This is a genomic window from Candidatus Nomurabacteria bacterium (assembly GCA_023898465.1).
GTDB lineage: Bacteria > Patescibacteriota > Patescibacteriia > HK-STAS-PATE-3 > HK-STAS-PATE-3 > HK-STAS-PATE-3.
Genome location: CP060223.1, coordinates 639,529 through 654,717 on the forward strand (window position 1 = coordinate 639,529; position 15,189 = coordinate 654,717).

General features: G+C 47.3%; 13 protein-coding genes. 7 read left to right on the forward strand and 6 right to left on the reverse strand.

Annotated features, from left to right (window positions below; translation table 11 throughout):
• Window positions 1–19: 19 nt before the first annotated feature.
• Both prfA and prmC read left to right on the forward strand, forming a co-directional pair.
• A complete protein-coding gene (gene prfA / locus H6760_03210; protein ID USN53158.1) occupies window positions 20–1,078 on the forward strand; it encodes a peptide chain release factor 1 in 1,059 nt (352 codons plus the stop codon).
• Window positions 1,023–1,901 carry a peptide chain release factor N(5)-glutamine methyltransferase gene (prmC, locus tag H6760_03215; protein ID USN53159.1) on the forward strand — a complete coding sequence of 293 codons (879 nt, stop codon included), beginning with the start codon at window positions 1,023–1,025 and terminating at the stop codon, window positions 1,899–1,901. The genes prfA and prmC overlap by 56 nt, the downstream gene beginning before the upstream one ends.
• On the opposite strand, the gene H6760_03220 is transcribed toward prmC, so the two are convergent.
• The 6 genes from H6760_03220 to H6760_03245 all read right to left on the reverse strand — a co-directional run bounded on the left by H6760_03220 (window position 1,898) and on the right by H6760_03245 (window position 7,350).
• The gene (locus H6760_03220; GenBank protein USN53160.1) at window positions 1,898–3,043 is read right to left on the reverse strand and encodes a DUF3048 domain-containing protein; all 1,146 of its coding nucleotides are present in this window, start codon (window positions 3,041–3,043) and stop codon (window positions 1,898–1,900) included. The two genes, prmC and H6760_03220, sit on opposite strands and share 4 nt — an antisense overlap.
• A 9-nt stretch (window positions 3,044–3,052) precedes the next feature.
• Window positions 3,053–4,177 (reverse strand): DUF3048 domain-containing protein, encoded by a 1,125-nt coding sequence (locus H6760_03225; protein ID USN53161.1) that lies wholly within the window; start codon window positions 4,175–4,177, stop codon window positions 3,053–3,055.
• A gap of 21 nt (window positions 4,178–4,198) precedes the next feature.
• Window positions 4,199–4,903 (reverse strand): 50S ribosomal protein L25, encoded by a 705-nt coding sequence (locus H6760_03230; protein USN53162.1) that lies wholly within the window; start codon window positions 4,901–4,903, stop codon window positions 4,199–4,201.
• Between the two features lie 13 nt (window positions 4,904–4,916).
• A complete protein-coding gene (locus H6760_03235; GenBank protein USN53163.1) occupies window positions 4,917–5,270 on the reverse strand; it encodes a hypothetical protein in 354 nt (117 codons plus the stop codon).
• 85 nt (window positions 5,271–5,355) lie between these two features.
• Complete coding sequence (rodA, locus tag H6760_03240) at window positions 5,356–6,471, reverse strand: rod shape-determining protein RodA (protein USN53164.1); 1,116 nt, start codon at window positions 6,469–6,471, stop codon at window positions 5,356–5,358.
• 12 nt (window positions 6,472–6,483) lie between these two features.
• Complete coding sequence (locus H6760_03245; protein ID USN53165.1) at window positions 6,484–7,350, reverse strand: hypothetical protein; 867 nt, start codon at window positions 7,348–7,350, stop codon at window positions 6,484–6,486.
• A gap of 138 nt (window positions 7,351–7,488) precedes the next feature.
• Between H6760_03245 and H6760_03250 the strand changes: the two genes are divergently transcribed.
• From H6760_03250 to H6760_03270, 5 genes are all read left to right on the forward strand, one after another.
• Window positions 7,489–7,803: a hypothetical protein gene (locus H6760_03250; GenBank protein USN53166.1), complete on the forward strand. Its 315-nt coding sequence runs from the start codon at window positions 7,489–7,491 to the stop codon at window positions 7,801–7,803.
• Window positions 7,804–7,809: 6 nt separating this feature from the next.
• Entirely contained in the window at window positions 7,810–11,256 is a 3,447-nt protein-coding gene (locus H6760_03255; protein ID USN53167.1) for a DNA polymerase III subunit alpha, read from the forward strand.
• Between the two features lie 2 nt (window positions 11,257–11,258).
• Window positions 11,259–12,440 carry a baseplate J/gp47 family protein gene (locus H6760_03260; protein ID USN53168.1) on the forward strand — a complete coding sequence of 394 codons (1,182 nt, stop codon included), beginning with the start codon at window positions 11,259–11,261 and terminating at the stop codon, window positions 12,438–12,440.
• A gap of 220 nt (window positions 12,441–12,660) precedes the next feature.
• Entirely contained in the window at window positions 12,661–14,412 is a 1,752-nt protein-coding gene (locus tag H6760_03265; protein ID USN53169.1) for a threonine--tRNA ligase, read from the forward strand.
• Window positions 14,413–14,565: 153 nt separating this feature from the next.
• The gene (locus H6760_03270; protein ID USN53170.1) at window positions 14,566–14,973 is read left to right on the forward strand and encodes a hypothetical protein; all 408 of its coding nucleotides are present in this window, start codon (window positions 14,566–14,568) and stop codon (window positions 14,971–14,973) included.
• Window positions 14,974–15,189 lie beyond the last annotated feature (216 nt).

Consider the following 15,189-nt stretch of genomic DNA (forward strand, 5'->3'; position numbering starts at 1 on the left):
TACTCCCGCCTCAAAAACTATGGACACGCAGCTTCAGCAACTTCGCACCCGTCATCAGGAACTCGCCGTTCAGCTTCAGCAACCGGAGCTCATGCAAAACCCGGACAAGCTTCGCACACTTTCAAAAGAGTTTGCCGAGCTTAGTGAAGTCGTGAACTTAGCTGATCAGCTTGATCAGGTGCATTCTTCGCTTACGCAAACGCAGGAAAGTCTCAAGGATGAACAGGATCCTGAGATGCTTGCCCTTGGTGAAGAGGAGATCGCCAAACTGAATGCCCAGAGAGATGAGCTACAGCAAAAACTCAATGCGGAATTAAACCCACCTGACCCACTGGATAAGAAGGACGTTATTGTGGAAATTCGGGCCGGGGCTGGCGGTGATGAAGCGGCTCTTTTTGCGGCTGAGCTTTTCCGCGCCTATGCACGCTACGCCGAAGAGCATGATTGGAGCACTACCCTACTCTCGATGAGTCGGATAGGCATTGGTGGTATTAAGGAAGTTGTTTTTGAAATGAACGGTACGAATGTATATCGCGACATGAAATATGAGGCTGGAGTACATCGAGTGCAGCGTGTACCAGAAACGGAAAAGAGTGGAAGAGTGCATACCTCGACGATCACAGTAGCTGTCATGCCAGAAGCGGAGGAAAAAGATTTTGAAATTAAACCAGAGGAAGTCCGTATTGAAGCAACTACAGCGGGCGGTCATGGCGGACAAAGCGTGAATACCACCTATTCAGCTATTCGATTGCATCATATCCCAACTGGATTAATAGTCGTTTGCCAAGACGAACGCTCACAAAAGCAGAATAAGGAAAAAGCCTTCCGCGTCTTGCGAGCACGCCTCTTTGCACTTGAGCAAGAACGCCGACAAAAAGAAGCTTCTGAGACTCGAAAAAGCCAGGTCGGCTCGGGTGATCGTTCAGAAAAAATTCGTACCTATAACTTCCCGCAAGATCGGGTGACTGACCATCGCATCAATCAAAACTTTTCCAACTTGAAAGTAATCATGGACGGTGGCTTTGACCCAATTATCCAAGCGATCCAAGCAAAAGCCCAGCAAGCAAACAATAGCTAAGCTACTAGTCCTGGGTGAGCAAAAATTATACAAAGTAGCCAAGCAGCATGCCAGACAAGATGCTGAAGCACTTTTACGCATAGTGCTGAAAAAAGATGTGGCTTGGCTTTTTGTGCATAGTGAAAAAACACTGACCCAGAGACAATATCTAGCCTATCAACAAATCCTCAAGCGCCGGGCAAAAAACACCCCACTCGCCTATCTGCGTGGCTGGCAAGACTTTTACGGACGCAGATTTCATGTTGGTCCAGGCGTGCTGATTCCACGTCCAGAAACTGAAGCACTTATTGACTTAGCGCTGCAGTATTTCCCAGCCGCGAAAAAACTGCAGGTGGCCGACCTAGGCAGCGGCTCCGGCTGTATAGCCCTTAGCTTAGCCTGCGAGCGACCAAGGTGGCAGATCTATGCAACCGAACTATCCTCATCAGCAATCCACTATGCCCGTAAGAATGCCAAGCATTGGCAGCATAAAAATCTCCACATCATGCAAGGAAATATGCTTCAACCATTACGCACAACAGCGCTCGACCTTATCGTGGCAAATCTCCCCTACCTTAAACCAGGAGAGGCAAAAGACGACAGCGTGGCGAAAGAGCCGAGGAAAGCTCTCGTAGCAGGTCAGGATGGCCTAAACGCTTTTCGTGTGTTATTCCAGCAAGTACAAAAACGTCCTGATACACCTACACTGCTTTTGGAAATCGATCCGCGGCGTAAGAAGGATTTACAAAAACTCCATCGTCAACTCCTGCCACAGTATCGGGCCAAATGGAAAAAAGACCTCAGCGGCCATTGGCGAGTCCTGGTCCTCGAATCGAAAATTTAATGGTACGGGAAACCTCGTCCGTCAGGAATCACTTCAACCCAGCTTTGTCCTCGATTGAACTTCATTTCTGTCCCGTCATCAGCGTAAAAAACCGTGCGGTCAGTTCGGGTTGGTTTTTCCCAATGTCCTTCTATCACTAAACCGTCCCGGAAAAGCACGGCTTTACCCTGACCGGTCACATTTAGGGTGAGACGTCCTTTTTCACCAATAGCAACGATTTCTGGAATCACTTGTACGACAACATTCTTTGGAGCTATTTGCACATTTTGTGCACGATCCATGTGGGGATCATTCGCATTGAAACGCAGGTACACATTACGTTCGCGATCATATTCATAGTGCGGATTATAGGTACCGCTGGAATATTGTAAGCTCAGTTCAGTAAAATTCCCTCGTGCCTCTATAGCATCCTCATCTTTAAAACGCCAGGAACGAAAATCAGGCTGCACATCTTCATATTGTAGGTCGCGCATTGCAAAAGTGAGCTTTTCAGTATTTGTATAAAGATTATGCGGAGCATAGCCAGCGCCGCGATAACAGTATCGGGCAGCGTTTGTTAAACAATTCAAATCACGCAAGCTAAACCCGGATAACTCTTGCAGAGCCTCGGGACTCCCTCCCGCGTGCATATACGCAGCATTATACTCTGACAACCACTCAATATAGACAGGACGAGCACTACGTACCGGACCCAACTCTCCACTCACATTATCAGGACTAAAGACCGCCATGATACGAGTCGCTCCTCCTTCTACCAAAGTATTGTAAGCAACTGAGGCTTTACTTAAGTTTGCATGAGGGCGGGCATCCGGATGATTATCAAACATGATGATCCACGGCAGTAGATTTGCCTTCTCTTTTGCTACCAAGACTCCATCAAGCTGACGTGGCAATTCAGTCGCTTCAGTCTCCGGTAAATGATTTGCATCTTCGTTTGTGAAAGCAGCATTTACTGTAACAGCGTTTTCAATTCCAATACCATTGTTAGCATCACTATTGCCAGTAAAGGCAACCGCAGCCCATAACAGGGATCCACTCAAGACCACTAAAACAGCTAAGCTAATACCAATCACCCTGGGATTATTCCAGGGGTGGTTTTTTGGCTTAGCGTGATGTTCCTTTGTGTGTGCTTTCTCTTTCACTCAAATCCCCTAATAGGTGACCTGTCGATCATCTGGAAAAACCTGTACCCAGGTTTGCCCGGCGTTAAAAATGAGTTGTTGGCCTTCTAAATCGGTAAAAATTGTGCGGGCGCTGGTGGAAGATTTTGACCAGCGTGCCGGAATCGCCTCACCGTCGCGGAAAAGAATAGCATCACCGGATCCAACAACATCCATGCTTAAGCGGGTCGCATCAGCTAAACGTGTACCAACATATTGCACCAGCACATTCTTTGGGCTAATTTGCTCACCAGTATTCTGATCCGTATGCGCCTCATCGCCCTGGAATCGCAGATAAGTATTTTCTTCACGATTATAGGTGTACTTTACCTCATAACTCTTGCTCGAGTAATCAAGCACAATCGGATTTACTTCAAGTGGCCTATCTGCTAAAGCAGCTTCCTCTTTAAACTTCCAACCTGTGTAATCCCCTGTCATTGTTGCCTCTTTATCCCGCAAAGCAAATTGCAGGAGCTCAGTGGAAGTGAAAAGTGTATGTTCGGTCGCTCGTGGAAGATTTTTTCTCCAGTAATACTGGGAGTTATAGAATTGATCAAGGTCAAACACATCTTTGGAGCGAATATCTGCCAAAGCGGTAGGACTACCACCAGCGTGAGCATATATCGCGCCTAGCTCGTTTGCCCAATCAACATAATATGGTCGAGCACTGCGTACTGGTCCTAACTCAGGAATATCATCGGTTAAGAGGTAGACTGCTAGGAATCGTGTAATGCCGCCTTCAACTAAGGCCTCGTATACCACATTTGCTTGGCCAAGACCGCTTTGGGGGCGGACAATTGAAAGATTCTCTATCATCACGCCAACTGGTCGTGGATTTTTATTCGCAGCAACATCAAGCACGCCATCAAGCACTCGTCGAACTTTTTGCTCGCTAGGCTGATTTGTATTAGTGACAATTACTTGCCCGTCATCGCTATCATCCGTTCGAGTAAGCAAAAAACCTGCTAATGCAACGACCGCAAGCACGACAACAACAAGAGTGATCTGGACCGGCCTTTTCTTTAACCAAAGCGTCATTTTACCCTGCGGTTTGGCTGGTACTGCTACCTGCTCTACCCCCTCTTTCATCTCTCCTTTGGTATCCCCCTTAGGCATAGGTCCCCCTAGATAATTGTATTATTCCTTAGCTTCTTTGGCGCCGGCATCAGGCTTGGCATCACCAGATGCTTCTTCGCCTTCTTCTTCAGCTTTCTTTGGCTTGGTAGATTCAACGCCACTCACATCTTCAACCACTTCGCTATCAAGTGCTTTCAATTCTTCTTCTGAACGTGGAGGTGTGACCACAGCGACTACCGCGTCAGCCTTGTCGAGAATAGTAATGCCTTGCGGCGCTGGAATATCGCTAATATGAATCTGATCTTCAAAGGTCTTTAAGCTGCTCAAATCAACCTCGATTTCGTGTACCAAATCACCAGGCAAACAAGAAACTTCTACGCTCTCGATGCTGGTCACCAAAGTACCGCTCAATTCAGCCACCGCAGGAGCAGCGCCAACAAATTTGAGGTTAATCTCAGTTTCAATCTTCTGAGTCATATCAACCTGCAGCAAATCAGCGTGCAAGATACGATCAGTAACTGGATGATGCTGCACATCATGAATAAGCACCTTGACTGGCGCCTCATTCTCGACTGCTAAATCAATCAGCGTGGATTCTCCAGCCTCAATGAATACTTTAGTAAATTCGCGTGCATTTAAACTTAGGGATTCTGTTTCACGCTTATTCCCATAAATAACTGCTGGAACAATATCGCTTTGTCGCAGCTTCTTTACTTGTTTACCGAGCGACGAACGCCGCTGAGCTTGTAATACGTACGTTTTCATGAATTTCGAGAAATTAACTGATCAATTCGCCTGATGCATCTTGAACCCATTCATGCACATCGAGGACATCGTTCGCATCGATTTCCTTGCCTAGGCGGAATTTCATCACATCTTCAGCAGTTAAATCGGTTAATAGGCCGACTGAACTTACTCCCACCATACTTGCCACAATAATGGCGAGTACTGAGGATCCACACCGAGTACATTCGAGGTGGATAAGATGCGCATCCTCACTTGTTACGAGAATTCGCGAGGTGCTTGGCTGATAAAAAGCCTGGCAAAGCGGACAATGCGAAAGAGCATGAGTGGTCCCCCTGAAACGACCGCCCGAAGCATTATTGAAAAATGACGGGGTTGCGTAGGCCATACCGACACTACGATATTAATTTTTGTCCGTCAAGTACTTGCATCTGACCGGTATAGTATAGCATATTTTTGGCCTGGGTCAAGTTTTAACTGTTCGCATTTGCCGGTTGGCGCATGCTAATACTCTGCAAAATACCCAGGATAAAGAAATTGGCGAGTAAAGCACTCCCACCTGAGCTTACAAAAGGTAAGGGAATACCAGTAACCGGTAGTAAGCCAAGATTCATGCCAATATTAATAAAGGTTTGCAGGAAAAGAAGGAGTAAGAGCCCGGTCAACAAATAGGTCGTATACATATCCCGCGAACGACGAATAATAGCCAAAATTCGGAAAAAGAGTATAGAGAAGGCGCCAATAACCAGCATTGCACCCACAAAACCAAGTTCCTCGGCAATTGCCGCGAAAATAAAGTCGGTAGCTTGTTCAGGCAAGAAGTTTAACTGACTCTGCGGTCCTAAGCCCAAACCGCGACCAAATAACTGGCCTGAACCTACTGCTACTATCGATTGCGTCACATTATACCCATCCCCTAATTGATCCTGCTCAGGACTGAGGAAAGTAAGCACGCGAGCTTTTTGATAATCCTCCAAAACAAAAAACCAGCTAAATACCATTGCTGCCATAAAACCCAGGATCACTAGGGCGAATTGCCAACGAGGTATACGCTGGAAAAAAAGTAACACCAACCAAGCTCCCATCAGTACGGCGGAATATCCAAATTCAGGTTCTAATGCCAACAAGCCCACATATAAGGCAACCATAAGTCCTGACCAGATGATCGTCTTCATTGTCCCCTGCCCTATATCTCGACTGGCAAAAAAGCGAGCCATAGCAAGGACAAGGAAGATACGCACAAACTCCACCGGCTGGAAGGTGCGACCAAAAATAACAAACCACCCGCGAGTCCCACGAATTGTTTCACCGAAGAAGAGTACCGCAAGCAAAAGGAGTATGCCAAGGATGTAAAGAGGCCAAGCGCTGTTCCACCATACTCGATAATCAAGAATCGCAATTGCTAACATGATGGCAATGCCTACAATAGCAAAAGTTGCCTGACTCAAAAATTGATCGTAGCTGGGATTCTCAACATTAATGGTCACACTATAAAGCGCCGCCAAGCCAAAGGCGGTTAAAAGAATGGTTACCGCAAATAAAGACCAATCGAGGCGCCGGAGCGCCCCAAATCTACTCAATAAAGACATACGTGCGCATCATTACAGGTTCATATAATTCTGCTGGTCAAATATGTCAACCTCTGGCAACACCTCGACCGTCACGCTACTAGGCAGGGAGCGAAACCACTGCGCGTCAATCGACTTTGTTGTACCCGCCTCAAAAGACCGTAAAAGTACTGTGGTAAGCGCAATGGGGGTACTATTTTGCAATAGCACGACGGGAACCCGCACCGACCAGAATCCGTAGAGTGAATCGTTTTGAATATTTGCTGTGACTCGCGCAAAGGTCTGACCGGAATTTGGCACTGTCACAGTAGCAGTGTAACTCACATCACTCACGGTAAAGCCAATATTCTCAAGGAGTTGAATATCACTTAGACGCTGCCACGTTAAGGAGATAACCTGAAACTGCACTTTTTTACTATCACGACTGCCTTGCCAATCTTCTGCCAAGCGGTACACATAGCTTGACTGTCCTGGCGCCAAACGAGTGGTCTGAGTCGCAGTGCTAGAAACTCCATCGCTAAAAGTACTTGTAATACTGGCTACCCAGGTCGTGTTTGGATTCTCTATTTTGGTAACAAGGTCAACTCCGTCATTCGCGGCTGATAAGAGTGTGACATCATCAATAACGAGAGTCTCTGGTGCCACATCACTCAAGGCGCTGGGAGCAGTTAAGGCTTGTGCGCGTTCCACAAAACCACGCTCTATCCCCCGCCCCTGTACCAAGTAGAGAAAAACTGAAGTAATGACAAAGGCAAAGAGTAAGGTGTCAGCCACAAGAATAGCTAAAACCCACCATTTACGAAGCTGAAAACGGTGGACCAAAAACCACTCGCGTAAACGCAAAGGCAAATCATTGAAACGAAAGCCGCTGCTTGGATAGTCTGATTGCTCGGAATCCATGCGTATATTGTAGCAGAGCCTGCCCAGACATGATAGCCGCTTTGCGATGAGACGCCTCTATGGTATAGTAAGCCTGTTTGAACGTCACTTTTTGAGGCTTACCCGCACTTCGGGCCACCTCATTTGGAGAAAAGCGGTATGTACTTCTCAACCAGTCAAGATCTCTTCTTCTTTGTGCTCGCAGTTGCGATTGCGATTTTGACGGCCTTCATGGTATGGGCCTTGTTTTACATTATCATGATTCTCCGCAAGGGCTATAACGCGGTCAATGAAATTGAAGAAAAGCTTGCCTCACTTGATGCGCTCTTCACCACAGTGAAAGAACATCTCATACACTCTAGCTCTTCTCTGAAGGTGCTAGTAGGAGTGGTGACCAAGTTGATTGAGGTCATCCAAAAACGCAAACAGAAAAAAACTACTAAGGGGGACAAAAAATCCACTGACAGCGCTTGATAACACATGCGCTTCGCCCACCTTCACGTCCATAGTCACTATAGTCTGCTTGACGGTCTACCAAAAATAGACGAGCTTGTTGCACGTGCAGTCGAATTGGATATGCCAGCAGTCGCCCTCACCGATCACGGCGTCTTATATGGAGCGGTAGAGTTTTATCAAAAAGCCACTGCCGCTGGAATCAAACCCATCATAGGTATTGAGGCCTATTTAGCACGCAACAGTCGTCACTCAAAACAAGCAAAGGTTGATGAGCGCCCTTACCACCTCATCCTCCTAGCTGAGAATAATACGGGATATAAAAACCTAATTGCCCTAACTACCCGAGCGCATCTGGAAGGTTACTATTATCGCCCGCGCATAGACTGGGAGTTGCTTGAGCAGTACTCAGAAGGGCTTATTGCTATGACCGCCTGCATTGGCGGACATATCCCCTCCCTTATCCTAAGTGGTGAAGAAGAGGAACTGAAGCGAACTATTGAGCGATATAAAAAAGTATTTGGCCCTGATCACTTTTACTTTGAATTACAAAGCAATCCTAGTCTACCGCAGCAACAAACTGTGAATACTCGACTGATTGAGTTGAGTCGGGAATATGACGTGCCATTGGTAGTCACAAATGACTGTCACTATCTAAGCACCGAGGATGCAGACGCACAGGATATCCTGCTCTGCCTCCAAACCAAATCAAAGAAGAATGATAAGGATCGCATGAGCTACCTGGGGGAAAATTTTGCCCTGCGTTCTACCGAAGAAATGGCCTCCCTCTTCCCTGACCTTCCCGAAGCGATTGCCAATACTGCCGCAATTGCTGAACGCTGTAATGTCACTCTCGAGCTCGGCAAAATTCACTTGCCGCACTACGAGGTACCACAGGGAAAAACTGCGAACGCCTACCTGCGGGAACTCTGCATGCGCGGACTGCGCGACCGTTACGATACCAAGCCTGATAAAGAAGTCCTAGATCGACTCGACTACGAGCTTTCGGTTATTGAAAAAACTGGTTTTGCAACTTACCTGCTCATCGTGCAAGACTTCATTACCTGGGCAAAGGAAAATCGTATCGTTGTCGGACCTGGTCGTGGATCAGCTGCTTCCAGTCTTGTTTGCTATCTACTCAACATCACTGACATCGACCCCTTACGCTACGATCTCCTGTTTGAGCGTTTCTTGAATCCGGAGCGTATCTCCATGCCTGATATTGATACCGACTTTTCTGACGTCCGGCGTGATGAGGTGATCCGCTATGTGGAATCAAAATACGGTAAAGATCATGTGGCGCAGATTATTACCTTTGGAACAATGGCTGCACGAGCTGCTATTCGCGATGTTGGCCGGGTGCTCGATCTGCCCTATATGTATTGCGATCGAGTAGCTAAACTCATTCCTATGGGCATGACCATTGATGAAGCGGTCAGCTCGGTTCCGGAATTGCGCGAGATTAATGATAACGATCCACAAGCAAAAGAGTTGCTCGACAATGCTCGGAAGCTTGAAGGTGTTGCGCGTCATGCTTCTACGCACGCCTGTGGTGTGGTGATTACCAAAGAGCCGCTGGAAGAGTATGTGCCAGTGCAGTTTGCTTCAGCCAGCGACCAAACTGTTATCACACAATACTCACTCCATCCGATCGAGGACCTCGGTCTCTTGAAAATGGACTTCCTTGGTTTGTCCAACCTCACCATTATTGAAACGACTTTAAAGATTGTTGAAAAGACTCGAGGCGAACATATCGTACTGCAGGATTTACCGCTCGATGATAAAAAAGCCTATTCCCTACTCCAGCGCGGTAACACCATTGGCGTGTTCCAACTTGAATCTTCGGGCATGCGACGTTATCTCATCAGCTTGAAGCCGAACGAATTAGAAGACCTCATCGCTATGGTGGCACTCTATCGTCCTGGTCCAATGGAACTTATCCCGGAATTCATTGACGGCAAACATGGACGTCGTCAGGCGCAATATCTCCATCCGAAACTGAAGCCTATCCTCGACAAAACATATGGCGTAGCAGTCTACCAAGAACAGGTGCTGCAAATGGCTCGCGACCTGGCCGGCTTTAGCATGGGTGAAGCAGATGTGCTGCGTAAAGCTGTAGGTAAAAAAATTGGGAAGTTGCTGCAAGAGCAAAAAGAAAAGTTTGTCGAGGGATGTGTGAAAAACGATATTAAAGAAGCCACGGCTAAGAAGATTTTTGATTTCATCGAGCCTTTTGCCCGCTATGGTTTTAACCGTGCACACGCGGCCTGCTATGGCCTGATCGCCTACCAAACCGCCTTCCTGAAAGCAAACTATACTGCTGAATTCATGGCTGCATTAATGACTTCGGATCATGGCTCAACTGATCGCATTGCTTTAGAGATTGAAGAATGCCGGCACCTTGGTATAGAGGTATTACCGCCTGACATTAATGAAAGTTTTGCCACCTTTACTGTGGTTACTCAGAAAGATCAAGATGCTGAGCCAAATCGCATTCGCTTTGGACTTAATGCTATCAAGAATGTTGGTGAAGGTGTCGTCGAGGCAATAATTGCTGAGCGTAAACAAAACGGTTCCTTTGCGAATCTCGAGGATTTCCTAGAACGAGTACAAAGCAAAGACGTGAACAAAAAATCTCTGGAGGCCCTTATCAAGGCGGGAGCTTTAGACTGCGTTGGTGGGCGAAGCGCGCTGCTCCATAACTTGGAAACGATCCTCTCCTTTGCCAAGCAAGTGGGGCAAGAAAAAGATCAGCGACAAACCAACCTTTTTGGCATGCTTCCAAATACACACGCACGTAAATTAACATTGATGGAGGCTGAACCTCTAGATAAAATGCAGCGACTCTCCTGGGAACGAGAATTGCTAGGGCTCTACTTATCCGATCATCCGCTTTCTCAATATCGTGAGGCTCTGGCAAAAATTTCCACACCTATCCTCGGCTTGGATCAAGCACCTCGCAGTCGCATGATCAGCATCGCAGGGATAGTCACCCAAGTGCAAAGGATCACCACGCGTAAAGGCGATGCAATGCTCTTTGTGCGGATAGAAGACATGTCAGGTTCTGTTGAAGTGCTGGTTTTTCCGAAGCTCTACCTCGACACCTCTCATGAATGGATTGAGGAATCACTTGTCCTGGTAAAAGGAAAGGTCAGCGACAAGGACGGCATACCAAAAATTCTAGCTGACTCGGTCAAAGCGCTTGACCCGAATAAGCTGCAAGCAGCGTCCCCTGCTCTTCCGAGAAACACTGACTCACCAATGCAGGAATACGTGATTCGCTTACCAAAGAACATTAGTCCTGCTACACTTGATGCATTGAAACAAGTACTGCAAGCGCATGAGGGTGACGCTCGAGTCCGTCTCACTATGGAGGGAACGAACGGTCAGAGTAAAGAGACAAATTACTACGTGCGTGACTCAGAAGCCTTACGTAATGAGGTAGCAGCAACCTTGGCCAGTCTACAAGACTAAGTATGGAAAAACGTCATTCAACTCAAGGTCAGCTTCCAAAGTCTTATGCTCGAGCAGCAATCATTTTTATTTTTATTGTACTCATCGCTGGCGGCGGCGTACTTTATCTCTCCTTATCGCGTACGATTGTCACAATCACCCCTCGCCAACAAGAATACTCAGTAACTGTGCCCGTGGCAGTGAGGGAAGATGAAATCGCAGAAGGTGGCGAACGAAGCGACAACTCAACTATCCAAGGCATGATCCTCACAGCTACTCGCACTCGACAAGGCACCTTCACGAGTTTAGGTGAAGGAAGCAGCGTGGCTGATACCGCCACCGGTCGAGTAACTATTTATAATAACTGGAACCAAACGCAGCCCTTGGCAGCTACCACTCGCTTCTTAACTGAAGATGGCGTGCTTTTTAGACTCAAAGAACGAGTTGATGTACCGGCTGCTTCATCGATTGAGGCGGAGGTATACGCTGATGAAAAAGGAGCCATCGGAAACATTGGACCAAGTCGCTTCACGCTGCCTGGTCTCTGGCCCGGCCTGCAGGAAAAAATCTATGCGGAGAGCACTACAGCAATGACAGGAGGATTAAAAGAAGTGAAGAGCGTCTCAGCAGAAGATTTACGACAAGCTGAAAACACCCTACGATCGCAAATCGTTGAAGATGTACGCAGCTTTTTTCAAGACAGCTTAGCTGGTGAAGAAACCAAGTGGCAACTTCTCGATGACGCGCTTATCGGAACTATTACGGAAAAGGATTTCAGCGCCGAGGTTGGCGACCAAGTAGAAGACTTCACGGGCAGTCTCACGCTTAAGGTGGACGGCGTTGCTATACTTCCTAGCGATATCGCTGCCCTGGCTGCCACGCGACTCACTGAAGAAATTCCAGACAACACCATTCCCCTCTCCTCTGATGCCGAGGAAATTGAAACCACGGTTACAAAAATTAACACTGATACACAAACGGCTGAGTTAAGCATCACCGGAACTATCGACGCGAGCACGACCCTTGCGAATCCAATTTTTTCACGAAGCAATCTGGTCAGCCGTAGCCGACAAGAGATTCTCGAATACTTCTCTTCCTTCCCAGAGGTTGCTGCTGTCTCTATTCGCTTCTCCCCCTTTTGGGCCACTCAGGCTGCATCGCTTGAGGATCATATTGAAATTCGTTTTAATCAGCCTGAGCAATAATTTATTGACAAGAAGGCTGGTCCAGATATAGGATGAGAGTGTTGTGATTGGCTGAGCTACCAACTCAGCGCTCCCTCGGGAGTCCAATAAGCTAAGCAACAAGACAATATATAGAGTGTTCTCCCTAGCCTTGGCGAAGGAGGAAATCTGGGTGGAACCGTCCTAAACCCTGTCGAAGGACCCCAACGTTCATAACGATGGGATTAATTTATTTACACCTATGAAAGAACAAGCAGAAAAACTCCAACATATTCGTCACTCCTTTGCTCACCTACTCGCAGCTGCCGTACTACGTTTATGGCCTGATACAAAGCCTACTATTGGACCAGCCATCGAAAACGGCTTCTATTATGATTTCGAATTTAAGTCACCAATCTCTGATAAGGATTTGCCAAAAATAGAAAAAATGATGCGCAAAACTTTGCAGGATTGGAAAGGCTTCGAGCGTTTTGAAGTATCTGCCAATGAAGCAAAGAAAGAATTTAAAACAAACGACTTTAAGCTCGAGTTGATTAAGGATCTGGAAAAAGAAAAACAAGCCATAACCATTTATCAATCTGGACACTTCAGAGATCTCTGCCGTGGTGGCCATGTTGAAGATATGAAAGAAATGAATCCTGAAGCATTTGGCTTGGCAAAGACCGCTGGAGCTTATTGGCGTGGCGATGAAAAGAAGCCAATGCTGACCCGCATTTACGGCTATGCCTTTGCTACAAAAGATGAGCTGGAAGCATACAAAAAAATGCTTGAAGAAGCTGAGAAACGTGATCACCGTAAACTGGGTCAAGAGCTCGATCTCTTCACCTTCTCGGAATACGTTGGTGCGGGACTCCCCCTCTACACTCCCCGAGGTACTGTGCTCATCCGTGAAATTAGCGCGTACTTAAATGAACTAAAAGCCTCCAAGGGTTATGACTTCGTTGATATTCCTCATATTGCGAAATCTGAACTCTATAAGACCTCCGGGCACTGGGACAAATTCAAGGATGGCATTTTTAAAGTGCAGGGACAGTCTGAGGAATTTGTGCTGAAGCCAATGAACTGCCCACACCATACGCAGATCTATGCCTCGCAGTTACGCAGCTACCGCGACCTGCCACTCCGCTATGCTGAGATTACCAAGCAATATCGCGATGAACAAAGCGGTGAGCTGCATGGATTATCCCGAGTGCGTTCAATTACTATCGACGATACGCATATCTTCTGCCGGCAGGATCAAATGCTGGAGGAAGCAAAAAACGCCTTTGCCATTATTGCTGAATTTAGTAAAACCCTAGGTTTACATTATCGAGTTACCCTGTCCGTTCGCGATCCGAAGCGCAAAAAAGATTATCTCGGCAGCGACGAGGTATGGGAAAAAGCTGAGCAGGCCCTCGCACAGGTACTGAAAGATGAAGGTCAGGAATTTACCGTTGAGGAAGGTGAGGCAGCCTTCTATGGCCCAAAGATTGACTTCCATCAACTGGACGCTATTGGTCGTACTTGGCAGCTCTCCACTATTCAACTTGATTTTAACCAACCTGAACGCTTCAAGCTTGAATACACTGATACAAAAGGAGAGAAGGTGCGTCCGGTCATGCTTCATATTGCGGTCGCTGGATCACTGGAACGCTTCCTTTCAATTGCGATTGAACACTTTGCCGGCGCCTTCCCGCTCTGGCTCTCACCAAGTCAGGTGCAGTTAATTCCAGTTACCAGTAAGCATGAAGAGTTTGTGCTTCAAATGGCGGATGAATTTCGTACGCAAGGCATCCGCGTCGATGTGGACCTGATGAACGAAACCGTAGGGAATAAAATTCGCAAAGCAATTAAACGCAAAGTCCCCTACCTGCTTGTCATCGGTGATAAAGAACTTGCTTCGCCAAAACTGCATGTACGGAAACGCGGCAGTGAAGAGGTGCATGAATATACCAAGAAGAAATTCTTTGAAGATATTCAAGAAAAGATCGCCCAACGCTCGCTCGAGCTGTAAAAATTGCTGCAGGTAACGCAGGTAATTAAATGTTTACTCGTCTGCGTCTACTCAATCCATCTTGACAGAAAGTGGGACTGCTCGTATCTTCACCTTATCCGACCTCGGTTGGATATTGCACATCATAATACACCCACTGCCCGGGAGGTCAGTATGTCCCCGCAGAACGATCGAACAACTGGAGTGCCCCATCCGGCGTTTTGGTATCGACAAACCCTCATGGCGCGTCTCGCCTGCTTTGGTGTAACGCCTGATCGTTTGGCTCAGCTACGCACGCTCATCTCGCCGGATGACGAAATCACTCTCTACGGACTGATGAATAGCAAGCTCTTTGCTCTGCCGAGCACCTTGTATGATGGGGGCTTCCCTGCCGACAAGGTAGCACAGGCAACCCAAAGCGCTGAGGAAGAGCTTCGTCACGTCACTGATTGGATTGTCACGCTGCATCGGCAACATGCCGTACCATTGACCATCGTGCCGGCAACGGACACGAGCACCGAGCACACTGATACAGGACAAGGGGTTGGAGATGGCGGTAACGACGTGGACCTGGCGGTGTAACTCTCAAAAACCCTTCGGCGTTGCATAAACAAAGAAGGGTTTTTCCATTGACGCAAAATACTTTTTTCCCTAGACTCACTTTGGAGGTGAGTCATGCCCTTTTCGAAAGACGACATTGCCCATATCCTTCGTGGCATCTGCTTTTCCCTTGGTCACCGAGGCTCTGTAGCAGAGGATCTCATGATGCTTCGTGATGACCGTAGGAGGACGAAGGAG